The organism is Bradyrhizobium sp. CCBAU 51765 (genome assembly GCF_015291725.1).
GTDB classification, from domain to species: domain Bacteria; phylum Pseudomonadota; class Alphaproteobacteria; order Rhizobiales; family Xanthobacteraceae; genus Bradyrhizobium; species Bradyrhizobium liaoningense.
Window position 1 is genome coordinate 7,723,201 of record NZ_CP030038.1, and the last position, 20,251, is coordinate 7,743,451.

Sequence of the window (20,251 nt, forward strand, 5' to 3'; positions counted from 1 at the left end):
CGGAATTTAATTCCGCATCTTGACGGCAGGGTTATTTTGAAGCACGGACGTTGTCAACGACTCCGCGCAAGAAGCAGATCAGGGATGAAGCGTACAGGAAAGAAGACTGCGACCGATCGGAATTTCGTCGTCGCGCTTTCCCGCGGACTGGATGTATTGCGCGCGTTCCAACCCAATGACGGCCTGCTCGGCAATCAGGAGATTGCGGCGCGCACCAATCTGCCCAAACCGACCGTGTCGCGGCTGACCTACACCTTGACCAGGCTCGGCTATCTGACGCCGGTTCCCCGCTTCGAGAAGTACCAGCTCGCACCCGCAGCGATGTCGCTCGGTTACGCGGCGTTGGCCAATCTGGGCGTTCGGCATCTGTCGGAGCCGTTCCGCGAGGAAGTGATGCGCGCGACCGGCGGCGCCGTCGCCGTCGGCGGCCGCGACCGTCACAGCATGATCTATTTCGGGCAGAGCCGCGGCAGCGAGACGGTCGGCGTTCAACTTGACGTCGGCTCGCGCGTGCCGATTGCAACCAGTGCGATGGGCCGCGCCTATTTCTGGGCGCTCGACGACGAAAGTCGCGCTGAAGTGTCGCGCATTCTGCGCGAACATTACGGCAGCCGCTGGCCGAAGATGCGCGAAGGATTGGAGCGTTCCGGCGAAATGGTCGCGAAATACGGCTTTGCGATCTCGGTCGGCGATTGGCACGACGACATCGGCGCGGCCGGCGTCGCGCTCAAGCTCAACGACGGAACCGGACCTTACGCATTCAATTGCGGCGCGCCGGCATTCCGTTTCACGGAAGAGCGTCTGATCAACGACATTGGACCGCGTCTGCTGGCGATGGTAAGGAACATCGAAGCGGCGCTCGGGGGTCTGATGCCGCATTCAAAAAAAGACAACAGCAAAAAGCTGAAATCAGGAGGAAAAGTTGCGCGTGTGGCCGAGGGGTTCAGATAGCCTTTGTCATCATCGGGAGCGGTTTGCATCGCCCCATCGCTCACTGAACGACGTGAGCGAGACGAGATGACGCAGGCACAGCTCGCGCGGGGGACATCGCCCCTGCTCGCAGTTCGCGACGTCAGCGTCGTGTTCGGCGGCATCATCGCGCTCAACGGCGTGTCCTTCGACATGCACAAGGGCCAGATCCTCGGCTTGATCGGCCCCAACGGCGCCGGCAAGACCACGCTCTTCAATTGCCTTTCGCGGCTGTATCAGCCGTCGTCCGGCGACATCCTGATGGACGGCGTCAGCATCCTGTCGCGGCCGCCGCACCGGATCGCCGAGATCGGCATCGGCCGCACCTTCCAGAACGTGGCGCTGTTCCCGAATTTGTCGGTGATGGACAACGTCCGCGTCGGTGCGCATTCGAAGACCTCGAGCGACATCATCAGCGACTCCCTGAGGCTTGCCTGGGTCCGGCGCAGCGAGACCAGCGTCAACAAGAAGGTGCACGAGATCCTCGCCTATCTCGACCTCGAGGACGTCGCCCACACTATCGTCTCCGGCCTGCCCTTTGGTACGCAGAAGCGGGTCGAGCTGGCGCGTGCGCTCGCGGCCGATCCGAAGATCCTGCTGCTCGACGAGCCTGCCGGCGGCCTCAACCACGAGGAAGTCTACGTGCTCGGAGCTCTCATCCGCCGCATTCGCGACGAGCGCCACATGACCGTGCTCCTGGTCGAGCACCACATGGGCCTCGTGATGTCGATCGCCGACCACGTCGTCGCGCTGAATTTCGGCAAGAAGCTCGCGGAGGGGACGCCCGCCCAGGTGCAGGCCGACCCCGACGTCATCAAGGCGTATCTCGGGAGCAAGGACCAATGACGACGCTGCTCAACGTCAAGGACCTGCGCGCCTATTACGGCCAGGTCCAGGCACTCCATGGCCTGTCCTTCTCGCTCAACGAGGGCTCGCTGGTGACGCTGCTCGGTGCCAACGGCGCCGGCAAGACCACGACGCTGCGCGCGATCTGCAACATGGTGCGCTCGACCGGAGCGATCGAGTTCGAAGGCAAGCCCCTGAACAACCGCTCGACCGAAAGCATCGTGCGGTTCGGCATCGCCCACGTGCCGCAGGGCCGCGGCACCTTCACCACCATGACGGTGGAGGAGAACCTGCAGCTCGGCGCCATCACCCGCAAGGACAGCGCCGGCATCGTCTCCGACATCGAGCGCATGTACGCCCACTTCCCGGTGCTGAAGCAGCGGCACACCCAGGTGGCCGGCACGCTGTCCGGCGGCGAGCAGCAGATGCTCGCGGTCGCCCGCGCCCTGATGCTGCGGCCGCGGCTGATGCTGCTCGACGAGCCGTCCTTCGGCCTCGCGCCGCTGGTGGTGCGCGATTTGTTCGGCATCCTCGGCAAGATCAACCGCGAGGACAAGGTGTCGATCCTGGTGGTCGAACAGAACGCCCAGCTGGCGCTCGAACTCGCCGACCAGGCCTATGTGATCGAGACCGGTCGGATCGTGATGTCGGGCAAAGCCAAGGACATCGCGAACAACGAAGAAATCCGCAAATCCTATCTGGGTTACTGAGGGAGCCGGGACAATGGAACTGTTCACCAACCAGGTCCTGGCCGGCATCGCCACGGGCGCGATCTACGCCTGCATGGCGCTCGCCGTGGTCATGATCTACCAGGCCATCGACCATCTCAATTTCGCGCAAGGCGAGATGGCGATGTTCTCGACCTTCATCTCCTGGCAGCTGATGCAGTGGGGCGTGTCCTATTGGGCGGCCTTCCTGATGACGCTGGCATTCTCCTTCGTCGCCGGCATCGCGATCGAGCGCATCCTGTTCAAGCCGCTCGCGAAGGCGCCGGTGCTGACCAACGTCGCCGGCTTCATCGCGCTGTTTGCGATCATCAACTCCTCGGCCGGCCTGATCTGGGACTTCACCATCAAACAGTACCCGACCCCGTTCGGCTCCTCGCCGTTCCTGGGCAGCCAGCTGATCTCGACCCACCAGGCCGGCATGATCGGCGTCACCGTGCTGCTCCTGCTCGGCCTCTACTTCTTCTTCCAGTACACCCGGATCGGCCTTGCAATGCGCGCCGCCGCCTCGGTGCCTGAATCGGCCCGCCTCGTCGGCATCAACACGAGCTGGATGATCGCGCTCGGCTGGGGCATGGCAACCGCGATCGGCTCGATCGCCGGCATGCTGATCGCCCCGGTCGTGTTCCTCGAGCCCAACATGATGGGCGGCGTCCTGATCTACGGCTTCGCCGCGGCCGTGCTCGGCGGATTGTCGAGCCCGTTCGGCGCCGTGGTCGGCGGCTTCCTGGTCGGCGTGTTCGAGAACCTCGCCGGCACCTACATCCCCGGCGTCGGCAACGAACTGAAGCTCCCGATCGCGCTCGCGCTGATCATCTCCGTCCTGGTCGTCAAACCCGCTGGCCTGTTCGGCCGGCACATCGTCAAGCGAGTTTGATCATGAGCGCTGCAGAAGAAGTCGTCGCCGAAGGCCACCAGGCGGTCGAGGCCGTTCCGAAGCGCGCCATGACGCTGGGCACCGGCACCTCGCTGGTGGTGCTGGCGGCGCTGCTGGTCGTGCCGATGTTCGTCAAGAACTTCATCATCTTCCAGATGACGATGCTCCTGATCTACGGGCTCGCCGTGCTGGCGCTGAACATCCTGACCGGCGGAAGCGGCCAATTCTCGCTCGGCCAGAGCGCGTTCTACGCCGTCGGCGCCTATACCTCGGCGGTGCTGATGGAGCACGCCAACATCAACTACGCGCTGACAATTCCGATTTCCGCCGCGATCTGCTTCGGATTCGGCTACCTCTTCGGCAAGCCGGCGCTGCGGCTGTCCGGCGTCTATCTCGCGCTCGCGACCTTCGCGCTCGCCACCGCGATGCCGCAACTGTTGAAGCTGAACTTCCTCGAGCACTGGACCGGCGGCGTGCAGGGCCTCGTCGTCACCAAGCCGGACGCACCGTTCGGCCTGCCGATGTCGCAGGACATGTGGCTGTACTACTTCACGCTCGCCGTGACGATCGCGATCTACATCTTCTCGGTGAACCTGCTGCGCTCCCGCTCGGGCCGCGCATTCATGGCGATCCGCGACAACGAGATCGCGGCTTCCTCGATGGGTGTCAACGTCGCGCTCTACAAGACGCTGGCTTTCGGGGTGTCCGCCGGCATCACCGGCGTTGCCGGCTCGCTTGGCGCCATCGCCGTGCAATTCGTCGCGCCCGACAGCTACACCATCACGCTCGCGATCTCGCTGTTCCTCGGCATGGTGGTCGGCGGCGTCGGCTGGCTGCCCGGCTCGTTCGTCGGTGCGGCCTTCATCATCTTCGTGCCGAACATGGCGGAAAGCATCTCCAAGGGCCTCTCCGGCGCGGTGTTCGGCGTGCTGTTGTTCCTCGTCATCTACCTCGTGCCGCATGGCGCGAGACAGGTCGCGGTCCTGGGCCAGCAACTCGTCGGCAAGCTCAGGAAGAACTGAAAACTCTCAAGGACTGTTGTTTAACCAAGGAGACCCAATTGCTTTTCGGAAGAACACTGCGAGCCGCCGCGCTGGTCACGGCAACGGCGGCCGTCACCCTCACCTCCGGCGCTGCACTCGCCCAAAAGAAATACGACACCGGCGCGTCCGATACCGAGATCAAGATCGGCAACATCATGCCGTACAGCGGTCCGGCCTCGGCCTATGGCATCATCGGCAAGACCGAAGAGGCCTATTTCAGGATGGTAAACGACAAGGGTGGCATCAACGGTCGCAAGATCAACTTCGTAACCTATGACGACGGCTATTCGCCGCCGAAGGCCGTCGAGCAGGTCCGCAAGCTGGTCGAGAGCGACGAGGTGCTGGCCGTCTTCAACCCGCTCGGCACGCCCTCGAACACGGCGATCCAGAAATACCTCAACGCCAAGAAGATCCCGCAACTGTTCGTCGCCACCGGCGCAACCAAGTGGAACGATCCGAAGAACTTCCCCTGGACCATGGGCTGGCAGCCCTCCTACCAGAGCGAAGCGCACATCTACGCCAAATGGCTGATGAAGGAGAAGCCGGACGCCAAGATCGCTATCCTCTATCAGAACGACGATTTCGGCAAAGACTACCTCAAGGGCACCAAGGACGGTCTCGGCGCGAAGGCCTCGTCCATGATCATCATGGAAGAGAGCTACGAGGTCTCCGAGCCGTCGATCGACGGTCACATCGTCAAGATCAAGGCGGCCAATCCCGACGTGCTCCTGATCTACACCACGCCGAAGTTCGCGGCCCAGACCATCAAGAAGACCGCCGAGCTCAGCTGGAAGCCGCTCCAGATCCTCACCAACGTGTCGATCTCGGTTGGCAGCGTGATGAAGCCGGCCGGCTTCGAAAACGCGCAGGGCGTGTTGTCGGCAGCCTATGCCAAGGACTCCACCGACCCGCAATGGGCCAACGATCCCGGCATGAAGCGGTGGAACGAGTTCGTCGACAAGTACATGCCGGGTGCCGACAAGTCCGATACCAGCATGGTCTATGGCTACGGCGCCGCGTCGACCCTGGCCAAGGTGCTGGAAATGTGCGGTGACGATCTCACCCGCGCCAACCTCATGAAGCAGGCCGCGAGCCTGAAGGACTTCGCGCCGGATACCATGCTGCCCGGCGTCAAGCTCAACACCAGCGCCACCGACTTCGCCCCGATTGCGCAGCTTCAGATGATGCGCTTCAAGGGCGAGAAGTGGGAACTGTTCGGCGAGATCATCAGCGGCGATATCGCCTCCGAGTGACCCGCTGACGCGATCATCCAACGTAACAGCCCCCGCGGGCGACCGCGGGGGCTTCTTGTTGACGGCCGGCGCCAATCTTGTTCAATGCGACCGATCCGCCCCGAGGAAGGAGAACAATGGTCGCCGTTCGTTTCCAGGTTGCGTCCCTCTGGGTCGCGCTCGCCTTGTGCACTGCAACGAGCGGCGAGGTGTTGGCGCAGAAGAAGTACGACAACGGCGCTTCCGATACCGAGATCAAGATCGGTAACATCATGCCCTATAGCGGGCCGGCCTCCGCCTATGCCGCGATCGGCAAGACCGAGGAAGCCTATTTCAACAAGATCAACGCCGAGGGCGGCATCAATGGCCGCAAGATCAAGTTCATCTCCTATGACGACGCCTATTCGCCGCCGAAGACGGTGGAGCAGGCGCGCAAGCTGGTCGAGAGCGACGGGGTGCTGCTGATTTTCGGCTCGCTCGGCACCTCCACCAACAGCGCCATCCGCAAATACATGAACGAGAAGAAGGTGCCGCAATTGTTCGTGGCGAGCGGTGCATCGAAATGGAACGATCCCAAGCACTATCCCTGGACCATGGGCTGGCAGCCGAACTACGCGAGCGAGGCGCGCATCTACGCCAAATACCTCATGAAGGAGAAGCCGAACGGAAAGATCGGTGTGCTCTACCAGAACGACGATTTCGGCAAGGACTATCTGAACGGGCTGAAAGAGGGTCTCGGCGCCAAGGCCTCGATGATCGTGGCGGAAGAGCCCTACAGCACCTCGGAGCCGGCGATCGACGAGCACGTGGTCAAACTGAAAGCCTCCGGCGCTGACGTCTTCATCAGCATCACCACACCGAAATTCACGGCGCAGGGCATTAAGAAGGCGGCGGAGATCAACTGGCATCCGGTCCACATCGTCTCGAACGTCTCGGCTTCGGTCGGCGGCGTGCTCGAACCGGCCGGGCTCGAGATCTCGCAAGGCATCCTGTCGGCGAGCTACACCAAGGACGGCTCCGATCCGCAGTGGAATGCCGATGACGGCATGAAGAAATTCTACAACTTCCTCGCCCAGTATGACCCCAAGGCCAACAAGCTCGATGCCGGCGTCGTGTTCGGCTATGCCGCCGCGCAGACCATGGTGAAGGTGCTGCAGATGTGCGGCGACGATCTCACCCGCGAGAACGTCATGAAGCAGGCCGCCAGCCTGAAGGACTTCGAACCCGATACGCTCTTGCCCGGCATCAAGATCAATACCGCGCCGGACGATTTCGCGCCGATCGAACAGCTCCAGATGATGCGGTTCAAGGGCCGGAAATGGGAGATCTTCGGCGACGTCATCTCGAGCCACGTCGGCCACTGACCGCCACGACGGCTCAATTCAAGATAGCCGCTTCTTCTGAAAGCAACTGCAGCGGCGGATTGGCGGCACGAAATCTCACGCGCCGGAATATTCCAGGATCGTCTTCGACGAGAATCGCCCACCCCGCGACGCTTATGCGGGGGCGTTCTTCTTGCTGACGGCCGTGGATAGGTATTGAATGTGCGATGGAGCGAGGAGCAACCATCGCCCCCAACAAGAACAATCGACACATTCAAACCTTCCTAGGGAGATCAAGATGCCTGCAATGCATGTGCGATTGGGGGCCTTCTCGGCTGCCCTCGTGCTGGCTGTCGCTCTATCCACGGCAGCATCCGCGCAGAAGAAATACGATACCGGCGCATCCGACACCGAAATCAAGATCGGCAACATCATGCCCTACAGCGGACCCGCCTCCGCCTACGGCGTGATCGGCAAGACCGAGGAGGCCTATTTCCGCAAGATCAACGCAGAAGGCGGCATCAACGGCCGCAAGATCAATTTCATCACCTATGACGACACCTACTCGCCGCCCAAAACGGTGGAACAGGCGCGCAAGCTCGTCGAAAGCGACGAGGTGCTGTTGATCTTCAACTCGCTGGGCACGCCGCCCAACACAGCGATCCAGAAATACATGAACTCGAAGAAGGTGCCGCAGCTCTTCGTCGCCACCGGCGCCACCAAGTGGAACGATCCGCAGAACTTCCCGTGGACGATGGGCTGGCAGCCCAACTACCAGATCGAGTCGATCATCTATGCCAAATACATCCTGAAGAACCATCCGAACGCCAAGATCGCCGTGCTCTACCAGAACGACGACTACGGCAAGGACTATCTGAAGGGGTTCAAGGACGGGCTCGGCGCCAAGGCCGCCTCGATGATCGTCATTGAGGACAGCTACGAAGTCTCCGAGCCAACCATCGATTCCCACATCGTGAAGATGAAGGCGACGGGCGCGGATATCTTCTTCAACATCACCACGCCGAAATTCGCGGCGCAGGCCATCAAGAAGAACGCCGAGGTCGGCTGGAAGCCGCTGCACTTCCTCAACAACGTCTCGAACTCGATCGGCAGCGTGATCAAGCCGGCCGGCTTCGAGAACGCCCAGGACATCATCTCGTCGCAATACTTCAAGGACCCGACCGACGCGCAGTGGAAGAACGACAAGGCCATGATCGCCTGGAACGAATTCCTGGACAAGTACTATCCGGAAGCCAACCGCGCCGACGCCGCGGTGATGTACGGCTACATCGTCGCGCAAGGCCTGGCACACGTGCTGAAATCCTGCGGCGACAACCTGACCCGCGAAAACATCATGAAGCAGGCCGCCAGCATCAGGGATTACGAGCCGGCCGGGCTGCTGCCGGGCGTCAAGGTCAACACCTCGGCCACCGACTTCGCGCCGCTCTCGCAGCTCCAGTTGATCCGCTTCAAGGGCGAGCATTGGGAGCGATTTGGCGAGGTCCTGAGCGGCGACGTCGGCGGCTGACCTTACCCAGTTGCTCAAGATGTAGCCAAATCGACTAAAGACGCAGCCCCTGCGGCCTTGCCGCAGGGGCTTTTCCTTGAAGCTTCCGGGCAAATCGTATTGAATTGCGGTCGCGTCGCCAAAAAACGAGACAAGAAAAGGGACGCACACACCAAGAAGAATAGGGAGATTGGAATGCCTGCTGTCACCGGCAAACTCGCGGCCGCATCATTGGCGCTCGCGCTCATTGCGGCTTCGACTTCAACTGCATCGGCCCAGAAGAAATACGATACCGGCGCGACCGACACCGAGATCAAGATCGGCAACATCATGCCCTACAGCGGACCGGCGTCCGCCTACGGCATCATCGGGCGCACCGAAGCCGCCTATTTCAAGAAGATCAACGACGAAGGCGGCATCAACGGCCGCAAGATCAATTTCATCTCCTACGACGACGCGTACTCACCGCCGAAGACGGTGGAGCAGGCGCGCAAGCTGGTCGAGAGCGACGAGGTGCTGCTCGTCTTCAACTCGCTCGGCACGCCGCCGAACACGGCGATCCAGAAGTACATGAACTCGAAGAAGGTGCCGCAGCTGTTCGTCGCCACCGGCGCCACCAAGTGGAACGATCCGCAGAACTTCCCCTGGACCATGGGCTGGCAGCCCAACTACCAGAGCGAGACGCAGATCTACGCCAAATACATCCTGAAGGAGCTGCCCAACGCCAAGATCGGCGTGCTCTACCAGAACGACGATTACGGCAAGGACTACCTGAAGGGCCTGAAGGACGGCCTCGGCGCCAAGGCCGCAAGCATGATCGTGCTGGAGGAAAGCTACGAGACGTCGGAGCCGACCATCGACAATCACATCGTCAAGCTGAAGGCGACCGGCGCCGACGTCTTCATCAACATCACCACGCCGAAATTCGCGGCGCAGGCGATCAAGAAGAATGCCGAGATCGGCTGGAAACCGATCCACTTCCTCAACAACGTCTCGGCCTCGGTCGGAAGCGTGATCAAGCCGGCGGGCTTCGAGAACGCGCAAGGCATCATTTCGGCGGCCTATCTGAAGGACACGACCGATGCGCAATGGGCCAACGACGCGGGCATGAAGGCGTTCCTCGACTTCATGACGAAGTACTTCCCCGAAGGCGACAAGACCGACGGCGGCACGATCGTCGGCTACGGCGTCGCACAGACGCTGGTCCAGGTGCTGAAGAACTGCGGCGACGACCTCACGCGCGCGAACGTCATGAAACAGGCCGCGAGCCTGAAGGACTTCCGCACCGAAGCGCTGCTGCCCGGCATCAAGATCAACACGTCGGCGACGGATTTCGCCCCGATCAGCTCGCTGCAGCTGCAACGCTTCAAGGGCGAGCGATGGGAGCTGTTCGGCGACGTCATCAATGCGGAAGCCGGCGGCTAGCTGACGCCTGAAAGGCACGACGGAAAATCCCCTGCGCCGGTCGCGCAGGGGGTTTCTGCTTGCGCGGCGGTTCTGATCACGCGATTGCACAATCGAATGATGGCGGAGGCCGCTTACGCTTTGGCGCACGATGCGGTAGGCAGTTGGCCGGCGACCTCGTCGCCGCAACTTCAGTCTGCCGAAGGCCATCGTCATGACCGACCGACGTCCCCTGCTCCGCGCGCTCTACGACGCCGCCGTTGCCGCCGCCCATCCGAATACGATCCTGGCACCGCATCTGCGCCCCGCGCCCAGGGGACGCGTGATCTGCCTTGCCGCCGGCAAGGGCGCAGGCGCGATGGCCGCGGCGGCCGAGCGGCACTATCTCGACGCGCTCGGGCTCCCGCCGGAACGGCTGGTCGGCATCGCCACCACGCGCCACGGCTACGGCGTGCCGACCCGCCGCATCCGCGTGGTCGAGGCCGGGCATCCCGTGCCTGACGAAGCCGGCCTGAAAGGCGCCGCCGACACGCTCGCGCTGGCGGGCGAGGCCGGGCCTGACGATCTGCTCCTGGTGCTGCTCACCGGCGGCGGCTCGGCCAACTGGATCGCGCCGGCGAATGGCGTCAGCTTCGCGCAGAAGCAGGCGGTCAACAAGGCGCTGCTGCGCTCGGGCGCGCCGATCGGCGAGATGAACATCGTCAGGAAACATCTGTCGCGGATCAAGGGCGGGCGGCTGGCGCGGGCCGGCAGGAACGCCGCCGAGATCGTCACGCTCGCGATCTCCGACGTGCCGCATGACGATCCTTCCGCGATCGCCTCCGGCCCCACCGTGCCGGATCCGACGACGCTGGCCGATGCGCGCGCGATCGTGGACAAGTACAGGCTCGACGTCGACGATGCGGTGCGCCGCGCGCTCGACGATCCCGCCAATGAGAGCTGCAAACCGGGCGACGCGGCCTTCGGGCGTGCGACATTCGAGCTGATCGCGCGGCCCAGGCAGTCGCTCGACGCCGCGGTGAAGCTGGCGCGCGCCTCCGGCTACGAGACCATCGATCTCGGCGCCGATCTCGAAGGCGAGGCGCGCGAGGTCGCCGCCGATCACGCCAGGCTGGCGCTCGAGGCGCGTGCGCAAGGCAAGCGCATCGCCATCCTCTCCGGCGGCGAGCTCACGGTCACCGTGCGTGGCCAGGGACGCGGCGGACCGAACCAGGAATACGCGCTGGCGCTCGCCGGCCTGTTGCAGGACACCGCCGGCATCTCGGCCCTCGCCGGCGACACCGACGGCGCCGATGGCGGTGCCGGGAACCCCACGGACCCGGCCGGCGCGCTGATCGACGCGGCAACGTTCGCAAGGATGAAGGCGCAGGGACTGCAGCCGCAGGCCTATCTCGACAACAACGACGCGACCTCGTTCTTCGAGGCCACGGGCGATCTGCTCACGCCGGGGCCGACGCTGACCAACGTGAACGATATCCGGGTGATTCTGGTGGATTGAGGCTCGCCTTGCTCGACGCCATCGCGGCACTGCCTATCCATGACGGCTTTGGACATCTGTCCAGCCACGACACAGTCGTCGTTCGCCGCAAAGTGGAGAATCCAGGGCTCTCGCAGTGACGAAGTGTGTAGGTGCGGCCTACCGCTTGACGCTGACGTGCTCCAGCAGCGCCAGCAGGCCCTTCAACAAGTCCGTCGGCGACGGCGGGCACCCCTTGATGTGTAAATCCACGGGAACGATCTCGGACACGCCGCCGACGCAGGCGTAGCTGCCTCCGAAAATGCCGCCATCGATCGCGCAGCCGCCGACCGCGACGACCCATTTCGGATCGGGCGTCGCGTTGTAGGTCCGCTCCAGCGCCTGTCGCATGTTCTTCGTCACCGGGCCCGTGACCAGCAGCACGTCGGCATGGCGCGGCGAGGCGACGAAGCGCAGGCCGAAACGTTCGATGTCGTAGAAGGCGTTGGACAGCGCATGGATCTCCAGCTCGCAGCCGTTGCAGGACCCGGCATCGACCTCGCGAATGGCAAGAGAACGCCCAAGCCTGGCCTGGGCGGCGCGGTTGACTTTCGTTGCAAGCTCCGCCAGCGCCGACTCGTCCGGCGCCGGCGCGGGCTCCGTCAGCGAACCATGGGTGAGGCTTTCGAGCAGGGTCCCGCGCATAGCTTAGAGGTCCACGCCAGAATAGGAACAGTTGAACGATTTATTGCAGAGCGGAAAGTCGGCAATGATGTTGCCCTCGATCGCAGTTTCCAGCAGCGGCCACTGGAACCACGACGCATCGCGCAGGTGGCAGCGTTCGACGCGCAAGTCGCCGTCGAGCCGCAGCCACACCAGAACGTCGCCGCGGAAGGCTTCGGTGAGCGCCATGCCTTCACAGGCACCGCCGCCGATCCCGGCTGGCAGCGCGGTTTCGAGCGCGCCCGGCCCAAGCTGGTCGAGAATCTGCGCGATCAACGCGACGCTCTGCTCGACCTCGCGGATTCGGATCCAGACCCGCGCGTTCACGTCGCCGGCCTGCAGTACCGGCACTTCGAACGACAGCGAATCGTAAGGCATGTAGGCAATCGCGCGCCGCGCATCGAAATCGCGGCCGGAGGCGCGGCCGACATAGCCGCCGGCGCCGAACTGACGCGCATACTCCGCCTTCACGATGCCCGTGGTGACGGTGCGGTCCTGCAAGGACGCCGTGTTGTCATAGAGCTCGATCAAGCGCGGAAAGACCTTCTTGATTTCAGCAAGCAGCGTTCGCAGCGCCGGGATACCGTCCGGCGCGATGTCGCGCGCCACGCCACCGGGCACGACGACGTCCATCATCAGGCGATGGCCGAACGCAGCATCCGCAGCGCGCAGGGTTCGCTCGCGCAAAATGCCGGTCTGGGCGTGCATCAGCGCGAACGACGCATCGTTGCAGATCGCACCGATGTCGCCGAAATGATTGGCGAGCCGCTCCAATTCCGCCATCAGCGCCCGCAAGTACGTCGCGCGCGGCGGCACCTTGATGTCGAGCGCGGCTTCCGCCGCACGGGCAAAGGCGAAAGCATAGGCCACCGCGCTGTCGCCGGAGGTGCGGTTGGCGAGCCTTGCCGCAGTCTCGAGGTTCGCGCCCTGCATCAGCGACTCGATGCCCTTGTGGGTGTAGCCGAGCCACTGCTCCAGCCGCACCACGTGCTCGCCATTGGCGGTGAAGCGGAAATGGCCGGGCTCGATGATCCCGGCATGAACGGGGCCGACCGCCACCTGGTGCAACCCCTCGCCCTCGGCCGGCAGGAACTGGTATGGCCTCACGTCGCGCGATGCGATGCGACCGGAGAGCGGATAGGGCTTGCCCCAGGCATAGTGATCGAGCCATGGCCGCAGATCGTCGGCGGCGGCAGGAACAAGCCCGAACAGATCATGGATGGTCCGCTCCAGCCGAAGCGCCGGCGGATGACGGCTGGCGACGCTCGGAAATGTGCCGTCCGTACACTCGTAGGTGACGACCGCGATATCGGTCGAGACGCCATCGAGCATCGCCATGTGCACCGCGGTCCGCTCGCCCCAGAAACCAAGCAGCGTGAGGCGTCCCTCCACCATTCGATCGATCGCCGTCTGCCATCCCGCCTCCGTCACGACCGCGCGCGGCCAGGGACGATGCGGCAACTCTGCGGGGACATGGGGAATACTGTCGAAGATGCCCATCGCTTATCCCAGGAGCTTCGCGACGTTCTGGAAGCCGGTGACCAGCACCGGCGGCAGATAGATGCCGGCCATCAGCACCAATCCGAGATGTGTGAACATCGGCACGTAGGAGGCTTCGGCGGGTGCGGTCTTGCCCTTGGGCTCGCCGAACATCACCGCGCCGACCCGCAAGAAAAGCCCCCCGAGCGCGATGATGATACCGAGCACCAAGATCACCGTCAGCCAGGGTGCGCGGGCGAACGTCGAGCTCACCACCAGAAACTCGCTCATGAAGATGCCGAACGGCGGCAGCCCGACGATGGCGATGACGCCGAGCATCAGGCCCCAGCCGAGCACGGGGTTGGTCGTCGTGAGGCCGCCGATCTCGGCGATCTTCTGCGTCCCCTTGACCTGTGCGATATGACCGACAGCGAAGAAGATTGCCGACTTGGTCAGCGAATGCATGGCCATGTGCAACAGAGCTGCAAAATTGGCGAGCGGCCCGCCCATGCCGAAGGCGAAGACGATGATGCCCATATGCTCGATCGAGGAATAGGCGAACATCCGCTTGATGTCGCGGCGCCGGTACAGCATCAGCGCGGCGAAGATCACCGAGATCAGGCCCATGGTCACCATCAGCGGACCCGGCGCGATCGCCTCGGAGTTGACCGCAAGCATCATCTTGAAGCGCAGCAGCGCATAGAGCGCGACATTGAGCAGCAGACCGGACAGCACCGCCGAAATCGGTGTCGGGCCCTCGGCATGCGCATCCGGCAGCCAGGCGTGCAGCGGCGCGAGGCCGACCTTGGTGCCGTAGCCCAGCAAGAGGAAAACGAAGGCGACGTTGAGCAACGCCGGGTCGAACTGTGCGGCGTGCTTCACCAACACCGTCCATACCATGCCGTCCAGCCCCTCGCCCACCGCGGGGCGCGCCGCCATATAGACCAGGATCGTGCCGAACAGCGCTAGCGCGATGCCGACGCTACCGAGGATGAAGTATTTCCATGCGGCTTCCAGCGCCTCGTGGGTGCGGTAGATGCCGACCATCAGCACGGTCGTCAGCGTCGCCACCTCGACCGCGACCCACATCAGGCCGATATTGTTGGCGACGAGCGCGAGGTTCATCGCGAACATCAGCATCTGGTACATCGCGTGATAGAAACGCAGGAAGGCCGGCGTCAGCCGCCCGATCTCGATCTCGTGGTGGATGTAGCTCGCGCTGAAGACCGAGGTCGTGAAGCCGATGAAGGTCGTCAGAACTATGAAGACCTTGTTGAGGTCGTCAAGCAGCAGATATTGCCCCGACGTCGGCTCGATCACGAACAGGGACAGCGAAGTGAGGAAGGTCGCGAGCGCCGCGACGATGTTGAGCTTCGCCGCCAGCATGTAGCCAGGCAGGACCGCGAGCAGAGCGGCCGAGAGGGACGGGATCAGCAGGATCGCACCGAGCGCATCGATCGTCATCGCCGCTCTCCCCGGAAGCGATCGAGCGCCTGCACGTCCACGCTGTCAAAACGCTCGCGGATGCGGAACAAGAATATCCCGATCACGATGAAAGCGATCAGCACCGAGAAGGCGACGCTGATCTCCACCACCAGCGGCATGCCCTTGGCTCCGGTTGCCGCCAGCACCAGCCCGTTCTCCAGCGACATGAAGCCGACGACCTGGCTCACGGCGTTGCGTCGCGTAACCATGATCAGGAGCCCCAGCAGCACCACCGACAGCGCGAAGGCGAGGTCCTCGCGCGCGAGCGCATCGGCGCCCGGCGTCACCCGCAACATCACAACCATCGACAGCGCGACGAGGCCTATCCCGGCCATCATGGTCAAGCCGATGCCGATCACGTTCTCGATCTCGCGGTGGATACCGAGCCGCTTGATGATCCGGTGCAGCGCCACGGGGATGATGATGGCCTTGAAGACCAGCGCGATCAGCGCCGTGATATAGAGATGCGGCGCTTGCTGCACATAGGCCTGCCAGCCCACCGATAGCGCCAGCACACCGGCATGCAGCGCATAGACGTTGAGTAGCGCATAGAGCCGATCCTGATAGAGCATCATGAAGCTCGCCAGCACGAGGGAGCCGGCGAGCAGATGGGCAATGTCGAATTGCAGGCTGCTCATCTCAGAGGCTCCCCGACACGAAGCGCAACAGCGTGGCAAGCAATGCCAGCATCAGCGCCGCGCCCAAGAACTCCGGGATCCGGAACACGCGCATCTTGGCGATTGCGGTCTCGAACACGGCAAGCACGAAGCCGAGAACCGTCAGCTTGCCGAGATAGACCAGCGCGCCAAGAGCGAGCCTTGCAACGCTCGCATCCGCGGTCGCCGTCCCCCATGGCAGGAACACGCAGGCGATCAGCGAGACATAGAGCAGAAGCTTGAGCTGCGACGACAAATCGATCAGCGCGAGATGCCGCCCTGAATATTCCAGCACCATGGCCTCGTGCACCATGGTGAGCTCAAGATGGGTGGCGGGGTTATCGATGGGGATACGGGCATTCTCCGCCAGCGCAACGATGGTCAGCGCCACGAACGCCATTCCCAACGACACGCGCAGGCCGACCGCGTCCGAGCCCATGAACTCGGCCACCGTGGGGAGCTGCGTCGAGCCGGCGATCATTGCAACCGAGAACGCGGTGATCAGCATCGCGGGCTCGGCGAGGGAGGCGATCATCACCTCACGGCTGGAGCCGATGCCGCCGAAGGCGGTTCCAACGTCCATGCCGGCGAGCGCCTGAAAGAAACGGGCGCTGCCGAGCAGCGCAGTGATGGCGATGAGATCGGCGGTCCAGGAGAACAACAGTCCATTGCCGAAGGTCGGCACCAGCGACGCGGCGACCCAGGTGCCCGCGAAGATCAGATACGGAATGACGCGAAACAGCCAGGATGCGTTGTCCGCGAGCACGACATCCTTGCGCATCAGACGAATGAGGTCGCGATAAGGTTGGAGCAGCGGCGGTCCGCGCCGGCGTAGCAGCCGAGCCTTCACCTTCCGCACGAAACCCGTCAGCAGCGGCGCGAGTCCCAGCACCAGCGACATCTGCGCGCCCTGGGAGAGGATGTCGCGCAGCTCGTTCATAGGGCCACCACCAGCAGCAGCACGACCAGGGCCACGAACACCAGCGTCAGGTAGCGGCGGATGCTGAGGAACTGCAGGATATTGATGCGGTCGGTCGCAAAGCCGATGGCCTTCGCGATCGGCGCGTACAGCCCATCCCAGATCAGATCATGCAGTTCGACCTGGAGCCGCGCAGGAAGCGGCGAGGACGGCGGCGGCATCTCGCCGATCTCGCGTGCGCGAAAGATGACGCTGCCGAACACGCGGCGGATCGGCTGCGAGAAGCTGGAGGCCGAGTACTGGATCGCGGGGTCCGCGTCGGGATAGCCGCAATCCCAGGCCGGCGCGCGGCGCAAGCGGTCGGAGGCGAAACGGTGAATGGCTGTCGCCGCCGTCGTGCCGCAGAGTGCCACGAACAGAAACACCAGAAGGCCGTTGTAGGAGCTGCGGCTTTCCGCGATCGGCACGATGGTGAGCCACTGCAATCCGACCTGATGCGGCATGATGTTGCCGACCATATCCTTGCTCACCGGCGCCAGTGCGTCGATGAACAGCCCGGGCAGGATACCGGCAATGAGGCAGAAGGCGGCAAGCGCGAACATTGCGGTCAGCGAGAAGCGGTCAGTCTCATGCGCTGACGCCGCGACATCCGAGCGCGGCCGACCGAGGAAGCTGATGCCATAGAGCTTGACGAAGCAGGCCGCGGCAAAGGCGGCCGCGAGCGCCAGCAAACCGCCGACCGCCGGGATGACCAGCTTGAGGCCCCAGGAGGGCAGTTGCGGTGAAAGCAGGATCGCCTGGAAGGTCAGCCATTCCGAAACGAAGCCGTTGAACGGCGGCAATGCCGAGATCGCGACGCAGCCGACCAGTGTCGCGAACGCTGTCTTCGGCATGCGATGGATCAGGCCGCCGAGCTTCTCCATGTCGCGCTCGCCGGTCGCTCCCAGCACCGCGCCGGCGCCGAAGAACAACAGGCTCTTGAACAGCGCATGATTGAAGACGTGCAGCATCGCCGCGGTGAAGGCGAGCGCGGCCACCCAGTCGAGCCCTTCCGCCTTGAAAGCCAGCGCCAGCCCGAGGCCGGTGAAGATGATGCCGATGTTCTCAATCGTTGAATAGGCGAGCACGCGCTTGATATCGCGCTGCATCAGCGCATAGAGCACGCCCAGCGTCGCCGTCGGACCGCCGACCAGCAGCACCACCATGCTCCACCACCACACCGGTTCGGGCACGAGATCAAAGACAATGCGCACGAAGCCGTAGACGGCGACCTTGGTCATGACGCCGCTCATGAGGGCGGAGACGTGGCTGGGCGCGGCGGGATGGGCGAGCGGCAGCCAGGCGTGCAGCGGCACCAGGCCAGCCTTGGAGCCGGCGCCCAGCAGCACGAGGATCACCACCACGCCGCTCAGCGCAGCGGAAGGATGCGACGCTCGGATCGCATCGAAATCGTATCCGGCGTCGCTGGCGAGCAGGCCGAAAGCCAACAGCAGCGCCAGCGTGCCGAAACTTGCCATCAAGAGATAGACGTAGCCAGCGCGGACATTCTCGGCCTCCCGGTGATGCGACACCACCATCGCCCAGGAGGTCAGCGACATGAATTCCCAGGCGACCAGGAAGCTGAAGGCGTCATTTGCCAGCACGACGACATTCATCGCTGCGAGGTAGGCGGGATAGAATGGCAGCACGCGGCCGGGGGAGTCCTCGTGCCTGAAGTAGCCGAGCGCGAACAGGCTCGCAGCGGCGCCGCCGAGATTGACGACGACGAGGAAGAAGGCGGACAGCGCATCGAGCCGGAAATGCGCACCTAGCCAGGGCAGGCCGATCGGCAGTGTCGCACTCGGCGTCAGATGAGGGAAAAAGAGCAGATCTGACAGCGCCGTGACACATAGCGTCGATGTGGCGATCAGGCATGCGCCGTAGAGGATGATCGAGCCGCGCGGGCGCATCGACAGCACGACTCCTGCAGGCGCCAGGGCCAGCAGAGCCGCCACCGACCATAGCGCCACGGCGATCATAGCCGCTCCTGGATCATGATTTGCGTGCGCATCATCGCTATCAGCCGCCTGCGCTCGGAGGTGGAGACTTCAGCCGCACCCCGCGGCCCCCGGCGCTTGACACCGCCCCCTCGGCGATCAACTCGATGCCGGCAAGCGACAGCGCGTCAACCAGCTTCACCAGAGAATCGACATTGCCGCGGATCACCCCTTCGGAGGCCTCCATGCGCTGGATGGTGGGCAACGACAGTGAACAGCGCTGCGCGAGTTCACGCTGGTCAATCCTGAGTAAGGCACGGGCGGCTCGAAGCTGCGCGGCGGTGATCACGGGCGAATGTCCGTGGCAGGTACAGTGATTGAGTTACCAAGCTTAGAGCGCGCAAAATGACGTTTCAAGCATCATTTTCTAGATGCAGCGTGTCATTCCGTTCGATGTCCTCGGAGCTTACTCCTACCGGGCGCGTGTGGCGCGCTGTTCGATGCTGCGACCTTCGCGAAGATGAAGGCGCAAGGGCTGCAGCCGCAGGCCTATCTCGACAACAACGACGCGACGACGTTCTTCGAGGCCACGGGCGATCTGCTGCAGCCCGGCCCGACGCTGGCGAACGTGAATGGTATCAGGGTGATTTTGGTGGAGTGAGGCGCGCTTACCCTCCCAGGGCAAGGCGATCGCATTTGAATATTGCAGAGGTCGCCATGCCCGGGCTTGTCCCGGGCATCCACGTTCTTTGTGCTGCGTGGAAAGGCGTGGATGGCCGGGACAAGCCCGGCCATGACGCTGTGGAAACAGACGGTGCCAATAGCCAAACCTCATATGCGATAGCCCTGCCTTGTGGGGGAGGGTCGATCGCGCAAAGCGCGAGCGGGGTGAGGTGATCTCTCCACTCGGGCACGGCTCAGCGCGGAGAGACTGTCACCCCACCCCGCTACGCATTTCGCTTCGCTCATGCGTAGCGACCCTCCCCCTCCAGGGGAGGGTCAGAGTCAGAACTCGTTGGCGATCTTGGCGAGCATCCCGATCAGGGCCTCGCGGTTGGCCTGGCCGAGCAGATCGTTCAGCCGGGCCTCGTGCTTGGTGGCGACGAGCTTTTTCGCCCGGGCCAGCACCGCCTTGCCCTTGTCGGTCAGCACCAGGATGTGCGAGCGGCGGTCGTTGGTGGAGCGGATCCGCGCGCAGAGGTCGCGGCTTTCGAGATTGTCGAGCATGGCCACGAAGTTCGGCCTGAGGATGCCGAGCGTGGAGGCGATCTCGGTCTGGTTGCGGCCGGGGTTCTTCTCGACCAGGAGCAGGACCGAGAACTGCGCCGGCGTCAGCTGGAGCGAGGCCATGCAGCGCAGAAAGTTCTCGAACACCTTGAGCTGGGCCCGCTTCAGGACATAGCCGAGCTGTTCGGAGAGCTCGCCCAGCTGGAGCGCTTCGGTTTGGAGCTCGCCCGCGTCCTTGCGGCCCTTGCCCGCGTCGGCCGGCTTTTCGGAGGACTTTTCAGCGGTTCTGGAAACGGTCATCGCCTCGTGCTCGTAATCCCGCTAAATTCGGGACGGGTCGTTCCCCACCCTTGATGTTATATTTGATAATTGTTATGGACCATATCAAATATCGTCAGCGTATTT

18 protein-coding genes and 1 pseudogene are annotated in these 20,251 nt (G+C 63.5%); 11 read left to right on the forward strand and 8 right to left on the reverse strand.

The features are described 5' to 3' along the window. Positions 1–84: 84 nt before the first annotated feature. From XH96_RS35775 to XH96_RS35820, 10 genes are all read left to right on the forward strand, one after another. Positions 85–951 (forward strand): IclR family transcriptional regulator, encoded by an 867-nt coding sequence (locus XH96_RS35775; RefSeq protein WP_194394387.1) that lies wholly within the window; start codon positions 85–87, stop codon positions 949–951. A gap of 66 nt (positions 952–1,017) precedes the next feature. Further along, positions 1,018–1,815, forward strand: coding sequence for an ABC transporter ATP-binding protein (locus XH96_RS35780; protein ID WP_028179414.1), 798 nt, complete (start codon positions 1,018–1,020; stop codon positions 1,813–1,815). After that, positions 1,812–2,525 carry an ABC transporter ATP-binding protein gene (locus tag XH96_RS35785; protein ID WP_025033919.1) on the forward strand — a complete coding sequence of 238 codons (714 nt, stop codon included), beginning with the start codon at positions 1,812–1,814 and terminating at the stop codon, positions 2,523–2,525. The genes XH96_RS35780 and XH96_RS35785 overlap by 4 nt, the downstream gene beginning before the upstream one ends. A gap of 13 nt (positions 2,526–2,538) precedes the next feature. Continuing rightward, positions 2,539–3,417: a branched-chain amino acid ABC transporter permease gene (locus tag XH96_RS35790; RefSeq protein WP_194389995.1), complete on the forward strand. Its 879-nt coding sequence runs from the start codon at positions 2,539–2,541 to the stop codon at positions 3,415–3,417. Positions 3,418–3,419: 2 nt separating this feature from the next. After that, positions 3,420–4,439: a branched-chain amino acid ABC transporter permease gene (locus tag XH96_RS35795; protein ID WP_194389996.1), complete on the forward strand. Its 1,020-nt coding sequence runs from the start codon at positions 3,420–3,422 to the stop codon at positions 4,437–4,439. A 38-nt stretch (positions 4,440–4,477) separates the two neighbouring features. Then, positions 4,478–5,713 (forward strand): ABC transporter substrate-binding protein, encoded by a 1,236-nt coding sequence (locus tag XH96_RS35800; protein WP_194389997.1) that lies wholly within the window; start codon positions 4,478–4,480, stop codon positions 5,711–5,713. Positions 5,714–5,829: 116 nt separating this feature from the next. Continuing rightward, the gene (locus XH96_RS35805) at positions 5,830–7,056 is read left to right on the forward strand and encodes an ABC transporter substrate-binding protein (RefSeq protein ID WP_194389998.1); all 1,227 of its coding nucleotides are present in this window, start codon (positions 5,830–5,832) and stop codon (positions 7,054–7,056) included. Positions 7,057–7,312: 256 nt separating this feature from the next. Continuing rightward, a complete protein-coding gene (locus XH96_RS35810) occupies positions 7,313–8,542 on the forward strand; it encodes an ABC transporter substrate-binding protein (protein ID WP_194389999.1) in 1,230 nt (409 codons plus the stop codon). Positions 8,543–8,716: 174 nt separating this feature from the next. After that, entirely contained in the window at positions 8,717–9,946 is a 1,230-nt protein-coding gene (locus tag XH96_RS35815) for an ABC transporter substrate-binding protein (RefSeq protein ID WP_194390000.1), read from the forward strand. A 193-nt stretch (positions 9,947–10,139) separates the two neighbouring features. Next, entirely contained in the window at positions 10,140–11,423 is a 1,284-nt protein-coding gene (locus tag XH96_RS35820) for a glycerate kinase (protein WP_194390001.1), read from the forward strand. A 138-nt stretch (positions 11,424–11,561) separates the two neighbouring features. Here the strand turns inward: XH96_RS35820 and XH96_RS35825 are convergent, their stop codons facing one another. The 7 genes from XH96_RS35825 to XH96_RS35855 are packed head-to-tail and all read right to left on the reverse strand — an operon-like array spanning position 11,562 to position 18,968. Continuing rightward, a complete protein-coding gene (locus tag XH96_RS35825; protein ID WP_194390002.1) occupies positions 11,562–12,086 on the reverse strand; it encodes an NADH-quinone oxidoreductase subunit B family protein in 525 nt (174 codons plus the stop codon). 3 nt (positions 12,087–12,089) lie between these two features. Next, the gene (locus XH96_RS35830) at positions 12,090–13,604 is read right to left on the reverse strand and encodes an NADH-quinone oxidoreductase subunit C (RefSeq protein WP_194390003.1); all 1,515 of its coding nucleotides are present in this window, start codon (positions 13,602–13,604) and stop codon (positions 12,090–12,092) included. Between the two features lie 3 nt (positions 13,605–13,607). Continuing rightward, positions 13,608–15,047, reverse strand: coding sequence for a hydrogenase 4 subunit F (locus XH96_RS35835; RefSeq protein WP_194390004.1), 1,440 nt, complete (start codon positions 15,045–15,047; stop codon positions 13,608–13,610). Beyond that, the gene (locus XH96_RS35840) at positions 15,044–15,706 is read right to left on the reverse strand and encodes a hydrogenase-4 component E (protein ID WP_028138582.1); all 663 of its coding nucleotides are present in this window, start codon (positions 15,704–15,706) and stop codon (positions 15,044–15,046) included. The genes XH96_RS35835 and XH96_RS35840 overlap by 4 nt, the downstream gene beginning before the upstream one ends. 1 nt (position 15,707) lies before the next feature. Next, positions 15,708–16,664, reverse strand: coding sequence for a respiratory chain complex I subunit 1 family protein (locus XH96_RS35845; protein ID WP_194390005.1), 957 nt, complete (start codon positions 16,662–16,664; stop codon positions 15,708–15,710). Beyond that, positions 16,661–18,661, reverse strand: a complete 2,001-nt coding sequence (gene hyfB / locus XH96_RS35850) for a hydrogenase 4 subunit B (RefSeq protein ID WP_194390006.1) — start codon at positions 18,659–18,661, stop codon at positions 16,661–16,663. Before hyfB ends, XH96_RS35845 begins: the two co-directional genes overlap by 4 nt. 40 nt (positions 18,662–18,701) lie before the next feature. Further along, entirely contained in the window at positions 18,702–18,968 is a 267-nt protein-coding gene (locus tag XH96_RS35855) for a transcriptional regulator (protein ID WP_194390007.1), read from the reverse strand. A 138-nt stretch (positions 18,969–19,106) separates the two neighbouring features. On the opposite strand from XH96_RS35855, the pseudogene XH96_RS35860 reads away from it, so the two are divergent. Continuing rightward, positions 19,107–19,280 (forward strand): annotated as a pseudogene (locus XH96_RS35860) (MOFRL family protein); the annotation flags it as partial. Positions 19,281–19,624: 344 nt separating this feature from the next. Here the strand turns inward: XH96_RS35860 and XH96_RS35865 are convergent. Then, positions 19,625–20,146 carry a MarR family winged helix-turn-helix transcriptional regulator gene (locus XH96_RS35865; protein ID WP_194390008.1) on the reverse strand — a complete coding sequence of 174 codons (522 nt, stop codon included), beginning with the start codon at positions 20,144–20,146 and terminating at the stop codon, positions 19,625–19,627. Positions 20,147–20,251: the final 105 nt, after the last annotated feature.